Here is a 15,779-nt window from a genome sequence, read left to right as displayed (position 1 = left end):
CTCATTCAATTCTAAAGTAATCGCAGACTTCGCCCGTAACCCCCTTGATGAACAAGCCTTACGAACCGCAATCGGTCAGCCCGTGGAGCACCGCGGAGGACGGCCATCGCGCCCTGCGCGACACGCTCGGCGCCTTCGCCACCGGCGTCACCGTCGTGACGACGCTCGATCCCGACGGCCGCGCCATCGGCCTCACCGTCAACTCCTTCAACACCGTTTCGCTCGAACCGCCGCTGGTGCTGTGGAGCCTGTCGCTCGCCTCGCCGAACCTCGAGGCCTTCCGCCGCGCCAGCCACTTCGCGGTGAACGTTCTGGCCGCCGACCAGCAGGCGCTGTCGGAACGCTTCGCCCGGCGCGACAGCGACAAGTTCGCCGGCCTCGACTGGCGCGAGGGCCTCGGCGGCGCGCCGCTGCTGCCCGGCTGCTGCGCCGTCCTCGAATGCCGCAACGAGGCGCAGCACGCCGGCGGCGATCATCTCATCTTCATCGGCCGCGTCGAAGGCTGCAGCCGGGAGAACAAGGCACCGCTGGTGTTCCACGGCGGGCGCTACAGGGTTCTGGGCGACGCGTAGCAGCGCCTGCCAAGAGGCGCCAGGCGCTGACTCTCCGTTGTTTCGTCGGGGTGACTCGGGCACACTTCCGGGCATGAGCGCCGTTTCGCCCGCCCGTCCGCCCAAGCGTATCAAGGCCCGCTTCATCGGCCCGCTGGCCGTCACGCTGGCGTTCATCATGTGCGTGTTTGCCGTAGCCATCTACGGCATCGAGACGCGGATCCGCGACCGCGACCTGGCCGAGCGCTCGGCAGCGGTGGCCAAGCTGTTCGCGCAGAAGCTCGACAAGGACACCAATCTGATGATGGCGACGCTGCGCGCCATGATGGACAACGAGGCGATGCAGGCTGCCTTCCGCCGGGGCGATCGCACGGCGCTGGCGCAATTGGGCGGCGAGCTGTTCCGCAGCCTGAGCACGGCACACCGGATCACGCACCTGTACTTCATCCGCCCGGACCTCGTCAGCCTGTACCGCTTCCACAGCCCGGCCGTGTTCGGCGACGAGATTCAGCGCGTCACGCTGCAGCAGGCCAGGGAAGAGCAGAAGCCCGCCCACGGCCTGGAGCTGGGCCCGATGGGAACGCTGACGCTGCGCCTGGTCATGCCCTGGCGGCAAGGCGGCGAACTGCTCGGCTATCTGGAGATCGGCGAGGAGATCGAGCACATGCTCGACGAGATCCGGCATAGCCTGGCGATCGATTTGCTGGTGCTGGTGGACAAGCGCCACCTGACGCCCGAGCAATGGCAGCGCGGCCTGGACCTGATGCAGCGCAGCGGAAACTGGGAGCGCTTCGGCACGCATGCCGTGCTGGCGCAGACGGCGGAGCTGCTGCCGGCAGCACTGGACGAACGCCTGCTGCAGCGACTGCTTGCCGGCCGTACCGCCGAGATAAGCGATTTCGGGCGATCCATCCACCTGGCCGGCGTGCCGATCCGCGATGCCGGCAAGCGCCATGTCGGCGACCTGGTGGTGATGCGCGACATCACCGCGCTGGAGTCCACTTTCCAGTGGTCGATCATCGCCGTGATCCTGATCAGCCTGCTGGCGGCCGGCGGCGTCCTCGGCATCTTCTATCTCGCGCTCGACCGCGTCGAGCGCGATTACCGGCGCCAGCATGATCTCGAGCACCAGCTGCTGCGCCTCGACAGCGAGCATCGCCGCATCCTCCAGCTCGAAAAGCTGTCCGCCGTGGGCACCATGGTCGGCGGCATCGCGCACCAGCTCAACAATCCGCTGGTAGGCGTGGTCAACCTGACCCAGCTGGCCGAGCGCGAGGCCGACGATCCGGCGCGCACGCGCGAGCTGCTGCGGGAAATCCGCAGCGCAGGCGAGGACTGCCGCGACTTCGTCAAGCGCATGCTGGGCTTCTCCAAGGTGTCCTGCTTCGAGAGCAAGCCGACCGACATGGCCGGGCTGATCGAGGACACGGTGCTGCTGTTCCGCCAGGCCGAGAGCCGGCATCTGCCGGTGGAGGTGAAGCTGCCGGAGGCACCGGTGGTGCTGACGGTCGATCCGATCCTGATCCGTCACGCCTTGTTCAACCTGCTGCTGAATGCGGCGCAGGCGACGGCGGAAGGCGAGGGCGTCATCGAGATCAGCCTCGAGCGCGGCGAAGACAAGGAGCGGAACCTGCCCGGCTGGACGTTGGCGGTGACCGACTGCGGCCGCGGCATGACGCCGGACGTCATGAAGAAGGTGTTCGAGCCTTTCTTCACCACACGCAGCGACGGCACCGGCCTCGGCCTGCCGGTCGTGCAGCACGTGGCTTTGCTGCATGGCGGCCAGGTGACGGTGGCGAGCGAGCCGGGACATGGCACGCGTTTTGCAATTTGGTTGCCCGACACGGTTTAAATGCGCCAGAAACGGCCCGACATGCCGCAGAAAATCCTGGTGGTCGACGACGACCGCCACACCCGCATCCTGCTCGACAGACTTCTTGCGAAGTCGGCGAACGTCAGGCTGGCCACCAATGGCGTCGAGGCGCGCCGGCTGTTCGCCGCCGAGGATTTCAACCTGGTGCTGATGGACCAGCGCCTGCCCGACGCCAACGGCATCGACCTGCTGCGCGAGTTCCGCGCGATCAAGCCGCACCTGGTCGGCATCCTCATGACCGGCTTCGCCGAGGTGCGCGATGCGGTGGCGGCGGTGCGCGAAGGGCTGTTCGATTACTTGACCAAGCCCTTCGACGACCTCGAGGCCCTGGAGGCCGTCATCGGCAAGGCGCTCGAGCTCGACCGCGCCTATCGCGAGATCGACGGCCTGAAGGCGCGGTTGACGACCGAGTCGGATGCCCTCATCGGCCAGTCCGCCGCGATGGAGCGCGCGCTCGGCCAGCTACGCCAGGTCGCCGGCCTCGACACCACCGTGCTGCTGGAGGGCGAGAGCGGCACCGGCAAGGAACTCGCCGCCAGGCTGATTCATGCGCTCAGCACCCGCGCCGACAAGCCGTTTCTCGAAGTCAATTGCGGCGGCTTGCCGGAGAGCCTGCTGGAAAGCCTGTTGTTCGGCTACGAGAAGGGCGCCTTCACCGGCGCCAGCCAGGCCAGCGCCGGCTACTTCGAGAAGGCGCACGGCGGCAATCTCTTCCTCGACGAGATCGCCGACATGAGTCCCAAGCTGCAGAGCAGCCTGCTGCGCGTGCTGCAGGACCACAGCTACGTGCGCATCGGCAGCACGCAGCCGCGCAAGGCCGATTTCCGGCTGATCTGCGCGACCAACCGGCCGCTGCTCGACGAGGTCAGGGCGGGGCGCTTCCGGGAGGACCTGTATTACCGCATCGCCGTGGTTTCGATCACCCTGCCGCCGCTGCGCGAACGCGAGGGCGACATCGTCGCGCTGGCGACGCATTTCCTCGACCACTACAACGCCAAGTTCGGCAAGGCCTGCGGGCCGTTCACGCCGGCCGCCATGCGCGCGCTGGAAACCTGCCGCTGGGAAGGGAACGTGCGCCAACTCCAGCACTGCATCGAGCGTGCCGTGGCCCTGCATGCGGGCGGCCCGGTCGAAAGCGTTCACCTGTTTCCATCGGGGGTGCCGAAACAGGCGGAGGCACAACAGACGGGCAGCCATGCGCCGGAAGCCGGCCTGACGTACCAGGAAGCCCGCGCGGAGTTCGAGCGGGAATACCTGCAGCGCCTGCTGGAGGCGACGGGGGGGAACGTATCGGAGGCGGCGCGCCTCAGCGGGATTCCCCGGCAGAATTTCTACGTGAAAGTGAAGCGTTGGGGATTGTCACTAAAAAGCGACAGCTGACATAAATCAGCGACAGTTTTATTGCAGCGCAAGGAGGATTCGCGAAGGGATCGGTGTGGCATAGGGATTGCATTGAAGCGGGTATCCGTACGACAACCTTACTCGAGAGGTGATCAAAATGGGTCAACGCAATGCAAGCTTTTCCGATCTGAAAGTGAAAATCCTGGCGGCCAGCGTGGCCGCGGCCGTCGCCGCCGGGCTCGTGGCCTGCGCCGGCGGGCCGACCCGGGGCGCCGACACGACGGGCATCGACTGGAACAAGGTGCCGGCGACCAAGCTGGTGCTGTTCTATCCGGGCAAATCCTCCTACGAATGGCTGCGCGACCCGGCGGCGCACAAGGGCGCCGCCAGCGAGACGGCGCGCGGCGATTCCTGCGTCTCCTGTCACGACGATGCCAAGGAGGAGCAGCGCCAGGGCGCCAAGATCCTGCGCGGCAACCATCCGCTCGAGCCGATCGCCCTGCCGGGCAAGCCCGGCCACGTCGACCTGAACGTCCAGGCGGCCTACGACGACAAGAACGCCTATCTGCGCTTCCAGTGGAAGACCGAAAGCAAGGAGAGGCCGGGAATCGATTATCCGGGGCGTCGCTTCGACGGCAAGGAGTGGGTGGCCTATGGCGCTCCCCGCCTGAATGCCGCCGCGGTTTCCGGCAAGACGCCGCCGGTCTACGAGGATCGCATGTCGGTCATGCTCGACGACGGCAAGGTGCCGGGCTTCGCCAATCAGGGCTGCTGGCTGACCTGCCATGAAGGCGAGCGCGACCTGAATCCCGCAACGAAGGATGAAGTTGCCGCCAACGCACTGATGAAAGCCATCAAGAAGGGCGACGTGCGCAAGTATCTCCCCGCCACACGCACCAACCCCTCGGACTGGAAGAGCGGCAGGTCGCTCGACGAGATTGCCAGGATCAAGGCCAGCGGGGGATTCCTCGATCTCATGCAGTGGCGCGCCCATCGCTCCAATCCGGTCGGCGGCGCCGATGACGGTTTCGTCCTCGAGTACCGCAACTTCGATGCCGGCAAGAACCATTTTGCCGCGAATTGGGATGCCGCGAAGAAGCAGCCGAAATTCATGTACGACCCCGCCAAGTTCGGCGCCAGGGCGCTTGTCGCCGGGGACTACGGCAAGAAAGAGCAGTTCCTCATCAAGGGCGAGAATGCCGTGCCGTTCGATCCGAATGCCGGATGGAAGGAGGGCGACATCCTGCCGCAATACGTTCTTTCCGCCGAGGACGCCGCCGGTTCCGCCAAGGACAACAAGGGCTTCGGCACATGGAGGGATGGCATGTGGACGGTCGTGATGGTTCGTCCGCTGGCTCTCGCCAATCCCGACGACAAGGCCCTCAAGCCGGGTGGCGTCTACAACGTCGGTTTCGCCGTCCATGACAACAACGTCACTTCGCGCGGCCACCACGTGTCCTATGTCAAGACGCTCGGCATCGGCGCCAAGGCCGACATCGTGGCGGTGAAGCTGCCCTGACCGTGCATGTCAGCCACCCTTGAAACCTGAAATGGAGAATCCGAAATGTCGCACCGCGTTCACCCCCTGATCGCCCTCGTCGCCCTCGCCGGCCTCTGCCTGTCCGTCCCGGCCTCCGCCCAGTTCGATGCCGAAGAGGCGGAAAAGGTGTTCAAGGACAACGACTGCCACAAGTGCCACCACCCGACCAAGGCGAAGAAGGGCCCGGCCCTGAAGAAGATCGCCGCCAAGTACAAGGAGAAGAAGCTCGACGAGAAGGAGGCGATCAAGCACATGACCGCCGGGCAGAAGGTGAAGCTCGACGACGGCAAGGAAGAGGATCACAAGATCATCGACACCAAGGACGTCAAGGTGCAGACCAACGTCGCCCGCTGGATGCTTTCCCACTGAGATAGAAGAAGGGAGGCGGGACCATGAAAAGGGGATCGTTCCTGGCGCTGTTCCAGGCCGGCGCGGCCTGCCTCGCCTTCCTCCTGGCGGCGCCCGCATTGGCCGACGCCGCCAGGCTCGACAATGCCGGCTGCCTCGAATGCCACGACAGCAGCAAGAAGAAGATCGAGGTGCCGGGCAAGGACGACGAGAAGCGCACGCTTGCCCACATCAACGCCGGCAAATTCGGCAAGGGCATCCACGCCGACATGCAGTGCGTGGCCTGCCACAAGGAGATCACCGACAGCAAGGCCAACCACGCCAAGGCCAAGGGCATCAAGCCGGCCAACTGCGTCGATTGCCATCAGGCCCTGTGGGAAGCCGCCCGGCAGGAGAAAGGCGCCGACGAGAAGAGCCGCCTCGGCCTGGTCGTGCGCAACATCGAGGCCTACAAGAACTCCTTCCACGCCAAGCCGGACAAGGACGATCCCTCGCACCCGATGGCGACCTGCGAGGATTGCCACAACTCGCACGAATTCAACGTGCCGCCCAAGGGCAGCGAGCGGCGCACCGTCTGGCACAAGGGCATTCCCGACACCTGCGGGGCGAAGTGTCACGAAGACCAGCTGGAGGCCTATGCCGCCTCCATCCACGGCGAGGAACTGCTCGACAAGGGCAACATGAAGAGCGCGGTGTGCACCGACTGCCACACCTCGCACAACATCGCCGGCACCGCCTCGGAAACCTTCAAGCTCGCCAACGTCAATGCCTGCGGCAGCTGCCACGAGAAAGAACTGCAGAGCTTTGCCGACACCTATCACGGCCAGGTGAACCGCCTCGGCTACGCCTACGCGGCCAAGTGCGCCGACTGCCACGAGAGCCACAAGATCCTGCCGGCCGACCATCCGAAATCGACGATCAACCCGAAGAACCGGCTGAAGACCTGCACCAAGTGCCACAGCGACAAGAAGCCCGGCATGCGCGACGCCACCCCGGGCTTCGTCACCTTCGGCCCGCATGCCAACACGCACGACTTCGACAAGTATCCGCAGATGTACATCGCCTCGAAGTTCATGGTGGGGCTGCTGATCTTCGTCTTCGCCTTCTTCTGGGCGCATTCCGGCCTCTGGTATTACCGCGAGTGGCAGGACCGCAAGGCCGGCAAGCCGCATGCGCGCATCGACACGCGGGGCATGAACCTCGACGAGAACCGGCAGCACTTCCGCCGCTTCCACTGGGGCTGGCGCCTCGGCCACCTGGTCTTCGCCCTCGTCACCATGACCCTGGTGCTGACCGGCACCACCGCGCTGTATGCCGAGAGCGTCTGGGCGCCGGTCGTCGCCAAGGCCCTCGGCGGGCCGAAGATGCTCGGCCTGATCCACCGGGTCTGTGCCGCGCTCTTCGTCGGCATCTTCCTCATCCACTTCGCCTACGTGATGCAGAAGCTGCTGCGCGACAGGAGCTTCCGCTGGTTCGGGCCGGATTCGCTGATCCCGAACTGGAAGGACTTCGCCGACTGCTGGGGCATGTTCAAGTGGTTCGTCGGCAAGGGCCCGAAACCGCTGTTCGACCGCTGGGCCTACTTCGAGAAATTCGACTACTGGGCGGTGTTCTGGGGCGTGAACATCATCGGCTGGAGCGGCCTGATGCTGGCCTTCCCGCACGTGACGGCCACCTACCTGCCGGGCTGGGTCTTCAACGTCGCCACCCTGGTGCATGGCGAGGAAGCCTTCCTGGCGGCGGTATTCCTGTTCACCGTGCATTTCTTCAACAACCACTTCCGGCCGGACAAGCTGCCGCCGCCCGACGTGGTGATGTTCACCGGCACCCAGTCCCTGCGCGAGTTCCGCCACGACCACCCGGCGCACTACCAGCGCATGGTGGATTCCGGCGAACTGCAGAAGTACCTGGTCGAGGCGCCTTCGCCGGCGATGACCCGCGGCTCCAAGATCCTCGGCCTGGCGCTCATTGCCGTCGGCCTGATACTGCTGGTGCTGGTGGGGATCGGGTTCTTCAGCGGCTAACGTCGGCCTGACAGGCAGGAAACGAAAAGGCCAACCTTGCGGTTGGCCTTTTCACATTCTGGAGCGAAGGGATTGGCTACGGCCGCGCCTGCGGCGCTTAACTTGCCGGGCGGCAAGTTAGCCTCCGCTGAAACTCTCTGCGCTCGTTTTCGAACCGGAGGGCTCTCAACCCGACACCCACAACAAGACACAAAAGCCAGCGCGGGGCTGGCTTTTGTGTCTTGGAGCGGGTGAAGGGAATCGAACCCTCGTATGCAGCTTGGGAAGCTGCCGTTCTGCCATTGAACTACACCCGCGAACGGCGCCATTCTACCTGTTAGAATTCCCCCATGGAAATCAGCGTCAACGGCGAGCGGCGCAGCGTCGCGGCCGCGCTTTCGGTGGCGGAACTGCTGCGCGGGATGGGGCTGGAAGGCAAGCGCCTGGCGGTCGAGCGCAACGGCGAGATCGTGCCGAAGAGCGCCCACGCCGCCACGCAGCTCGCCGAGGGCGACCGCATCGAAATCGTCATCGCCGTCGGCGGCGGATAAGGGAATCATGCAGAACGACCAGCTCATCATCGCCGGCAAGGCGTACAACTCGCGCCTGCTCGTCGGCACCGGCAAGTACAAGGATTTCGCGCAGACGCGCGAGGCCATCGAGGCTTCGGGCGCCGAGATCGTCACGGTGGCGATCCGCCGCACCAACATCGGCCAGGAGCCGGGCCAGCCGAGCCTGCTCGACTACCTGCCGCCGTCGAAGTACACCCTGCTGCCGAACACCGCCGGCTGCTACACGGCGGAGGACGCCGTGCGCACGCTGCGCCTGGCGCGCGAGCTGCTCGATGGCCACGACCTGGTGAAGCTTGAAGTCCTCGGCGACGCGCAGACGCTGTTTCCCGACATGCCGCAGACCCTCAAGGCGGCCGAGACACTGGTGAAGGACGGCTTCAAGGTGATGGTGTACTGCGCCGACGACCCGATCCAGGCCAAGCGCCTGGAGGAGATCGGCTGCGTGGCGGTGATGCCGCTCGCCTCGCTGATCGGCTCGGGGATGGGCATCCTCAATCCGTGGAACCTGCGCCTGATCATCGACAACGCGAAAGTGCCGGTGCTGGTCGACGCCGGCGTCGGCACCGCTTCCGATGCGGCCATCGCCATGGAGCTGGGCTGCGACGGCGTGCTGATGAACACGGCGATCGCCGGTGCGCAGGATCCGGTGCTGATGGCCTCCGCCATGAGGAAGGCGGTCGAGGCCGGCCGCGAGGCGTTCCTTGCCGGGCGCATGCCGAGGAAGCTCTACTCCGCCACGCCGAGTTCGCCGACCGGCGGCCTCATAGGCAAAGCCTGATCAGGCCGCCAGCGCGGTCTTCTGCCTGAACAGGGCGGCGAGTTCCGCCGCCGGCAGAGGTTTCGAGAACAGGAAACCCTGCATCTCGTCGCAATCGCTGTCCACCAGGAAGGCCCGCTGCGCTTCCGTCTCGACGCCCTCCGCCACCACCGACAGGCCCATGCTGTGCGCCAGCGCGATCACGGCGCGGGTGATGGCGACGTCGTCGGCATCGTTGGGCACGTCGCGCACGAAGGAACGGTCGATCTTCAGGCAGTTGACCGGGAATCGCTTGAGCACCGCCAGCGAGGAATAGCCGGTGCCGAAATCGTCGATGGCCAGATGCACGCCGAGCAGGCGCAGTTCCTGCAGCATGGCGATGGCGCGCTCGACGTTCTGCGTCACCATGCTCTCGGTGATTTCCAGCTCGAGGTAGTCGGGCTGGAAATCCGGCTGGTCGATGAGGCTGCGGATGCGTTCGGCGAGGTTGCGCTGCTGGAACTGGCGCGGCGAAAGGTTGACGGCGATGCGCAGCGGCGGCAATCCCTGTTCCCGCCACAGCCGCGCCTGGCGGCAGGCGCGTGCGATGACCCATTCGCCGACTTCCAGGATCAGCCCGGTTTCCTCGAGGATGGGGATGAACTTGTTGGGCGGCACCAGGCCCAGCTGCGGGCTGCGCCAGCGCAGCAGGGCCTCCACGCCGGTGATGGCGCCGCTCTTCAGGTCCACCTTGGGCTGGTAGTGCAGCTCGAACTCGTTGCGCTCCAGCGCATAATGCAGCTCCGCGCCGACTTCCAGCCAGTCGGCGGCGGCGCGGTTCATCTCCGGGTCGAAGAAGCGATACTGGCCGCGGCCGGCCTGCTTGGCGGCGTACATGGCCTTGTCGGCGCTCATCATCAGTTCCTGCATGTTCTCGCCGTCCCGCGGATAGAGCGCGATGCCGAGGCTGGCGGCGGGGAGCACCTCGCGGCCGGCGAGCAGGCAGGGCGGCGCCAGCGTGTCGAGCATCTTCTGGGCGACGAAGGCGGCGTCCTCGGCCTTCGCCAGGTCGGTCAGCAGCACGACGAACTCATCGCCGCCCTGGCGCGCCACGGTGTCGCCCTCGCGCAGGCAGCCCGAGAGGCGCCGGGCGATTTCCTGCAGCAGCTGGTCGCCGGCGTCGTGGCCGAGGGTGTCGTTGATGATCTTGAATCGGTCGAGGTCGACGAACACCAGGGCCAGGATGCGGTTGGTGTAGCGGTGGTGGGCCAGACCCTGCTCGAGGCGGTCGTTGAGCAGGTGCCGGTTGGGCAGGCCGGTGAGGGCGTCGTGGCTGGCGAGCTGGGACAGCTTTTCCTCGAAGCGCTTGCGCTCCGAGATGTCCTGCAGGACGCCGACGACGCGGTAGGGGCCCTCGTCGTGGAACTCCACCTCGGCCTGCATGTGCAACCAGCGCATCGTGCCGTCTTCCCACAGGATGCGGTGATCGCACATCACCGAACTGACCCCGCCGCCGCGGGCTGCCTGCAGGCAGCGCTTCAGCTCGGCGCGATCGTCGGGATGGGTGTGCTCGAGGACCAGGCCGAGGCTCGGCGCCACTTCGTCGGCCTCGAAGCCGAACAGGTGGCAGGCCTCCTGCGACCAGCGCACGGCGTCCGTCTCGAGATCCCATTCCCAGCTGCCGACGTGGGCGATTTCCTGCGCGCGGGCCAGCGTCGCCTCGCTCCGGCGCAGGGCCGTCTCGGCCTGCTGGCTGTGTTCGGCGGCACGCAGGGCGCCGATGCCGTAGCCGATGTCGGCGGCGAGGTCATCGAGCAGGGCGCATTCCTCGACACCGAAGGCGTCCTCGGTTGCCGCATAGATGACGAGGACGGCCTGCACGGCGCCCTCGATGCGCAGCGGGAACGCGGCCACCGAGGCATAGCCGCGTTTCAGCAGGATGTCGCGCCACGGCGCGAGGGAGTCATCGTTGGCGATGCTGCGCACGACGACATGGCGGCCGCTGCGGATGGCGGTGCCGGCGGTGCCGCGGCCGGTGGGCGAGTCGTCCCAGGTGACGACCAGCTCGTCGAGGTAGCCGTCCTCGAAGCCGCTCCAGGCCACCGGGTGCACGCTCTTGCGCGCGTCGTTGTCGGCGAAGCCGATGAAGGCGAAGCGGTAGCCGCCGACCTCGATGACGATGCGGCAGAGCGTCTCGAGCAGTTCGACCTGGCTCTGTGCGCCGCGCATGGCCTGGTTGGCGGCCGAGAGCAGGCGCAAGGCGCGGTTTACCCGGCCGATCTCCGTTTCCCGCTGCACGATGTCGCTGACGTCGTGCACGATGGCCGTCACCGTCAGTCCGTTGCGGGTCTGGCGCGGGCCGAGGCTGATGCTGGCGTCGAACTCGCTGCCGTCCTTGCGGCGCGCGCGCAGCGTCGAGGCGTGGCTGAGGCCCATGCGGCGCTGCGCCGGCTTGCCATGGTAGCCGGTGCGCAGCGCCGTGTGGCTGCCGCGCAGGCTGTCCGGCACCAGTGCCTCCACGGCGAGGCCGGCCATTTCGTTTTCGCCGTAGCCGAAGATCTGCTCCGCGCGGCGGTTGGCCATCATGATGTTGCCGGCGCTGTCCGCCACGATGACGCCGCCCGGCGCGGTGTCCACGATGGACTGGTAGCTCTGGCCGATTTCGTCCTTGTCCGCTTCCAGGCGATTGATGCCGGACGCCGCCTCCAGCATGAGCAAGAACAGGATGGCGAAGCCGGAGCCGGCGAAGAGCGCGCCGCCCTCGGCGATGCCGAACCATTGCCTATCGACCCCGAGGACGAACAGCCAGGCGCCGAGGGTGGTGACGACGAAGGCGGCGGGCAGCAGGCGGCGCAGCATGATGCTGCCGGCATGATTCGAGGCGATCGGGCTGTTTTCGTCGTAGGTCGCCAGCAGCATGGCCGCGCCCAGCGCCAGGAAGGCGATCATCGCGGCGGCCGGGGTCGCGGCGAAGCCGCGCATGAGGAGGATTTCCTTTGCCCCGAAGGCATAGGCCTGCATGCCGACCAGTCCCGTCAGGAAAATCAGGAAGGCGGCCCATTCGGCGACATGCCAGGCGCGGCCCCAGCGGAGGGCCGCCAGCAGCAGGGCCGCCCCGGCCAGCAGCAGGTTGAGCGCCGTCTGCGGCGAAGGCGGCAGCTGATAGGGGGGCTCCGGCAGCAGGTTGAAGTGAAAGGCGGGGCTGCCCAGCGCGAATGCCGCCGCAATTTCGGCGCTTTGTGCGGCGCCGACCAGGAACAGACCCGCTGCCGCGGCGAGCGCAACGCGCCGCGCCCCCGCGCCGGGGAGGGCCAATGCGGCGACTGCGATGGCGCCCAGCATCAGGCCGAGCGCCGTGTCCGGCAAAGTCGCCACGCCGCCCAGGAAGCTGCGCTTCAGTTCCTCATGGTCGAGCAGCCAGCCCGCCATAATGGACGCCGCCAGGACGAATACCAGCACGGCGCTGGAGAGCGCGATGCGGGCGGCGAACTGGGGCGTCATGAACATGTGGCGATGCATCCTTTGGCATGTGTGCTGGCGGCGTTCTTGTCCTTTTCAGGAGGCACCGCTAAACTTCGTCCCTGATTTAACGGAAAAAAAATCCCAGACTTGAGGCTTCAAGCTTCTCCGGGCGAACCCCCATCCAGCGCCATCCCATGTCCGATACCCGTCGACCCGTCCGCAGCTACGTGCTGAGGCAGGGGCGCGTTTCCAACGCCCAGGCGCGCGCGCACCACGAATTGCTCCCCCGGTTTGGAATAGCGTATTCAAATCAACGGATTGACCTGAACGACGCATTCGGGCGGACAGCGCCGAAGATCCTCGAAATCGGCTTCGGCATGGGCGAGACGACCGCCTCGATTGCGGCGGCGCACCCAAAAACCGACTATCTGGGCATCGAGGTGCACACGCCCGGCGTGGGCAGCCTGCTCAAGCTGATTGACGAGCGCGGCTTGTCGAACCTGCGCCTGATCCAGCACGATGCCGTGGAAGTGCTGCGGGATATGATCGCGCCGGGCTCGCTCGACGGCGCCCACATCTTTTTTCCGGACCCCTGGCCGAAAAAACGCCACCACAAGCGCCGTCTCGTGCAGACTGACTTTGTCGCCCTGCTGGCGAGCCGGCTCAAGCCGGGCGGCTACCTGCATCTGGCGACCGACTGGCAGGAGTATGCCGAGCAGATGCTGGCGGTCCTGTCGGCCGAGCCGCAACTGGAGAACACGGCGGACGGCTACGCACCCCGCCCCGACTACCGGTCGCAAACCAAATTCGAGACGCGCGGTCTGAAGCTCGGGCACGGCGTCTGGGACATCGTATTCAAGAAGAAATGAACGAACATTACGACGAGCACTACATCAGCAGCGTCACCGCCCTGGGCGACACGCACGAGGTCGTCGCCAGCCAGGCGGTGTTCACGCGCAACGGCATCAAGCTGGTCGAGCGCGGCACGCGCGTCAATTCCGCCCTGCGCGAGAAGCTGCTGCAGCACAAGCTGCAGCCGGCGATCGACCAGTGCCTGAGCGTCGCCGGCGGCGTCACCCAGGCGAGCCTGCGCGACCGCGCCCGCGAGATCCTCGACACCGAGCCGCGCTTCCAGCTGCTGCGCTCGGCCCTGCCCGGTGTCGAGCGCCTGCTCAACGCCTTCTACGCCATGCCGCTGGCGCCGGCGCTGGCCTTCAAGCTGACGGTGGCGCGCGAGAAGCGTCCGGAGGTCTACGAGCACAGCCTGCAGATGACGCTGATCGCGCTGTTCCTCGCCATCAAGAACCGGCTGCCCGACCGCGATCTCGCCACCGTTGCCGCAGCCGGCATGCTGCACGACATCGGCGAACTGCACATCGACCCCGAGCTGTTGCGCCCCGGCCGGCGCCTCGACGCCGCCGAGATGCGCCACGTCTACGCCCACCCGATGACGGCCTACCTGATCCTGCAGGAGTATCCGCAATACCATCCGGAAATCAGTACGGCGGTGTTCGAACACCACGAGCGCCTCGACGGCAGCGGCTATCCGCGCGGCCTGAAGGGCGAGGAGATTGGCCCCATCGGCCAGATCCTCATGCTGGCCGAGGCGGTCACCACGCTGTTCGAGAAGAGCTGGCGCACGCACGGTGCCTCGCGCCTGTCGGTGATGCTGAAGATGAACCGGCGCAAGTTCAACCGCGAGCTGATCGACCACCTGGTCGGCCAGCTGCACGGCGGCGAGCCGGCGGGGTTGGACAGCATGGGCGAGGTCTCGGCCGAGGTGGTGGTGGCCCAGCTCGACCAGCTGGCCGAAATCTTCCGCAACTGGCACGGCGGCTACCAGGCGTGCATGGTGGACACGCCCGAGGTGGCCGAGGCGCCGCTGGTCGATTTCGTGAATCAGCGCATCACCGGCCTCGAGCGCACCCTGCTGGAAACCGGCTTCCATCCCGACGAGCTGGCGGCGCTGACCGTCGGCATCGAGGACGACGCCGTGGCCCTGGCCGAGATGCAGCTGATGGTGCGCGAATCGCGCTGGCAGGTGAGCGACATCATGAACGAAGTCGGCCGCCGCGGCGCCGAACTCTCGGCCGATGCCGCCGGCCGCGCCCTCGTCGACAACTGGACCAAGCGCACCGGGGCGCTGCTGCAGGGCTAGTCCCGCAGGAAAACCTGCAGCAGGTCGTTGAGGAAGCGCCGGCCCCGATCGGTCGGCGCGATGCGCTCCGGCGTCGATGCCAACAATCCCCGCGAGACCGCCTCGTCCAGTTGCGGGCGGATCGAATCCAAAGTCAGTCCCGTCCGATCGGCGAACAGCCGCGGCGGAAAGCCTTCCGTCAGGCGCAGGGCATTCATCATGAATTCGAAGGGCAGGTCGTCCGCGCCGACGGCGTGCTGCTCCTGCACCGCGTCGCCGCGCGCCGTGCCGTCGAGGTAGGCCAGCGGATGCTTGTGCTTCATCTGGCGCACGATGCCTTCGTGCGAGGAAATCTTGCCGTGCGCGCCGGCGCCGATGCCGAGGTAGTCGCCGAACAGCCAGTAGTTGAGGTTGTGGCGGCACTCGGACCCCTTGCGTGCGAAGGCGGAGGTCTCGTAGTGGCCATAGCCGCGCGCGGCGAGCGTCTCCTCGACGGCATCCTGCATCTGCGAAGCGAGGTCGGCGTCGGGCAGCGGCGGCGGCGCGCGGTGGAAGGCGGTGTTCGGCTCCAGCGTCAGGTGGTAGGCGGAGAGGTGCGGCGTGCCGAAGGCCGCGGCCGTCTCGATGTCGGTACGCGCTTCCGCCAGCGTCTGGCCGGGCAGGGCGTACATCAGGTCGAGGTTGACGTTGTCGAAGTGCGCCAGCGCCAGCGCGACGGCGCGGCGCGCCTCATCGGCGTCGTGGATGCGGCCGAGCGCGGCGAGGTGGCGCGGGCTGAAGCTCTGCACGCCGACGGAGAGGCGGTTCACGCCCGCGGCGCGGTAGCCGGCGAAGCGCGCCGCCTCGACCGTGCCGGGATTGGCTTCCAGCGTGATTTCGGCGTCCGGCAATAAAGTCAGTCTGGCGCGCACGGCGCCGAGCAGGGCGTCGACCGATTCCGGCGAGAGCAGGCTTGGCGTGCCGCCGCCGATGAAGACGCTGACGACCGGCCGGCCCCAGACCAGCGGCAGCGACTGCTCCAGGTCGGCGACGAGGGCTTCGAGGTAGCGCGCTTCCGGAATGCCCTCGCGCGCCTCGTGCGAGTTGAAGTCGCAGTAGGGGCACTTCTGCACGCACCAGGGGAAGTGTACGTAGAGCGAGAGCGGCGGCAGGCTCGCCGGTCCGGCCGGCGCGCCGCCGCCTTCGGAAGCGATCGGGATGACGCGGCGCGTCACGG

At 66.8% G+C, this 15,779-nt stretch carries 12 protein-coding genes and 1 tRNA gene; 10 read left to right on the top strand and 3 right to left on the bottom strand.

Annotated elements, in window-relative coordinates:
- The first annotated feature begins 47 nt into the window (after positions 1–47).
- The 6 genes from ROZ00_13010 (at position 48) to ROZ00_12985 (ending at position 7,677) form a co-directional block, all read left to right on the top strand.
- On the top strand, positions 48–572 hold the full coding sequence (locus ROZ00_13010; GenBank protein MDT3737139.1) for a flavin reductase family protein: 525 nt from the start codon (positions 48–50) through the stop codon (positions 570–572).
- A gap of 73 nt (positions 573–645) precedes the next feature.
- Complete coding sequence (locus ROZ00_13005; GenBank protein ID MDT3737138.1) at positions 646–2,403, top strand: ATP-binding protein; 1,758 nt, start codon at positions 646–648, stop codon at positions 2,401–2,403.
- 21 nt (positions 2,404–2,424) lie between these two features.
- Positions 2,425–3,804: a sigma-54 dependent transcriptional regulator gene (locus tag ROZ00_13000; protein ID MDT3737137.1), complete on the top strand. Its 1,380-nt coding sequence runs from the start codon at positions 2,425–2,427 to the stop codon at positions 3,802–3,804.
- 118 nt (positions 3,805–3,922) lie between these two features.
- Entirely contained in the window at positions 3,923–5,284 is a 1,362-nt protein-coding gene (locus ROZ00_12995; protein ID MDT3737136.1) for an ethylbenzene dehydrogenase-related protein, read from the top strand.
- Positions 5,285–5,329: 45 nt separating this feature from the next.
- Entirely contained in the window at positions 5,330–5,674 is a 345-nt protein-coding gene (locus ROZ00_12990) for a c-type cytochrome (protein ID MDT3737135.1), read from the top strand.
- 23 nt (positions 5,675–5,697) lie between these two features.
- Positions 5,698–7,677 carry a cytochrome C gene (locus ROZ00_12985; protein ID MDT3737134.1) on the top strand — a complete coding sequence of 660 codons (1,980 nt, stop codon included), beginning with the start codon at positions 5,698–5,700 and terminating at the stop codon, positions 7,675–7,677.
- A 222-nt stretch (positions 7,678–7,899) separates the two neighbouring features.
- Here the strand turns inward: ROZ00_12985 and ROZ00_12980 are convergent.
- A tRNA-Gly gene (locus ROZ00_12980) sits at positions 7,900–7,973 on the bottom strand.
- Between the two features lie 33 nt (positions 7,974–8,006).
- Between ROZ00_12980 and thiS the strand changes: the two genes are divergently transcribed.
- Complete coding sequence (gene thiS, locus ROZ00_12975; protein ID MDT3737133.1) at positions 8,007–8,207, top strand: sulfur carrier protein ThiS; 201 nt, start codon at positions 8,007–8,009, stop codon at positions 8,205–8,207.
- A 7-nt stretch (positions 8,208–8,214) separates the two neighbouring features.
- Positions 8,215–9,006: a thiazole synthase gene (locus ROZ00_12970; protein ID MDT3737132.1), complete on the top strand. Its 792-nt coding sequence runs from the start codon at positions 8,215–8,217 to the stop codon at positions 9,004–9,006.
- Here ROZ00_12970 and ROZ00_12965 read toward each other — a convergent pair whose 3' ends face one another.
- Positions 9,007–12,471, bottom strand: coding sequence for an EAL domain-containing protein (locus tag ROZ00_12965; GenBank protein ID MDT3737131.1), 3,465 nt, complete (start codon positions 12,469–12,471; stop codon positions 9,007–9,009).
- A gap of 149 nt (positions 12,472–12,620) precedes the next feature.
- Between ROZ00_12965 and trmB the strand changes: the two genes are divergently transcribed.
- Positions 12,621–13,295: a tRNA (guanosine(46)-N7)-methyltransferase TrmB gene (gene trmB, locus ROZ00_12960; protein MDT3737130.1), complete on the top strand. Its 675-nt coding sequence runs from the start codon at positions 12,621–12,623 to the stop codon at positions 13,293–13,295.
- On the top strand, positions 13,292–14,584 hold the full coding sequence (locus ROZ00_12955; GenBank protein MDT3737129.1) for an HD domain-containing phosphohydrolase: 1,293 nt from the start codon (positions 13,292–13,294) through the stop codon (positions 14,582–14,584). The genes trmB and ROZ00_12955 overlap by 4 nt, the downstream gene beginning before the upstream one ends.
- Here ROZ00_12955 and hemW read toward each other — a convergent pair.
- Complete coding sequence (gene hemW / locus ROZ00_12950) at positions 14,581–15,762, bottom strand: radical SAM family heme chaperone HemW (GenBank protein ID MDT3737128.1); 1,182 nt, start codon at positions 15,760–15,762, stop codon at positions 14,581–14,583. The genes ROZ00_12955 and hemW overlap by 4 nt on opposite strands.
- Between the last annotated feature and the right edge of the window lie 17 nt (positions 15,763–15,779).

Origin of the sequence: Denitratisoma sp., assembly GCA_032027165.1 — a bacterium.
GTDB lineage: Bacteria > Pseudomonadota > Gammaproteobacteria > Burkholderiales > Rhodocyclaceae > Desulfobacillus.
The sequence above is the reverse complement of the archived record's forward strand: the minus strand, read 5'-3'. Positions and strand labels throughout refer to the sequence as shown.

Coding starts and splice junctions, on each gene's coding strand:
- ROZ00_13010 (MDT3737139.1), top strand. CDS start 48: ATGAACAAGCCTTACGAACCGCAATCGGTCAGCCCGTGGAGCACCGCG.
- ROZ00_13005 (MDT3737138.1), top strand. CDS start 646: ATGAGCGCCGTTTCGCCCGCCCGTCCGCCCAAGCGTATCAAGGCCCGC.
- ROZ00_13000 (MDT3737137.1), top strand. CDS start 2,425: ATGCCGCAGAAAATCCTGGTGGTCGACGACGACCGCCACACCCGCATC.
- ROZ00_12995 (MDT3737136.1), top strand. CDS start 3,923: ATGGGTCAACGCAATGCAAGCTTTTCCGATCTGAAAGTGAAAATCCTG.
- ROZ00_12990 (MDT3737135.1), top strand. CDS start 5,330: ATGTCGCACCGCGTTCACCCCCTGATCGCCCTCGTCGCCCTCGCCGGC.
- ROZ00_12985 (MDT3737134.1), top strand. CDS start 5,698: ATGAAAAGGGGATCGTTCCTGGCGCTGTTCCAGGCCGGCGCGGCCTGC.
- thiS (MDT3737133.1), top strand. CDS start 8,007: ATGGAAATCAGCGTCAACGGCGAGCGGCGCAGCGTCGCGGCCGCGCTT.
- ROZ00_12970 (MDT3737132.1), top strand. CDS start 8,215: ATGCAGAACGACCAGCTCATCATCGCCGGCAAGGCGTACAACTCGCGC.
- ROZ00_12965 (MDT3737131.1), bottom strand. CDS start 12,471: ATGTTCATGACGCCCCAGTTCGCCGCCCGCATCGCGCTCTCCAGCGCC.
- trmB (MDT3737130.1), top strand. CDS start 12,621: ATGTCCGATACCCGTCGACCCGTCCGCAGCTACGTGCTGAGGCAGGGG.
- ROZ00_12955 (MDT3737129.1), top strand. CDS start 13,292: ATGAACGAACATTACGACGAGCACTACATCAGCAGCGTCACCGCCCTG.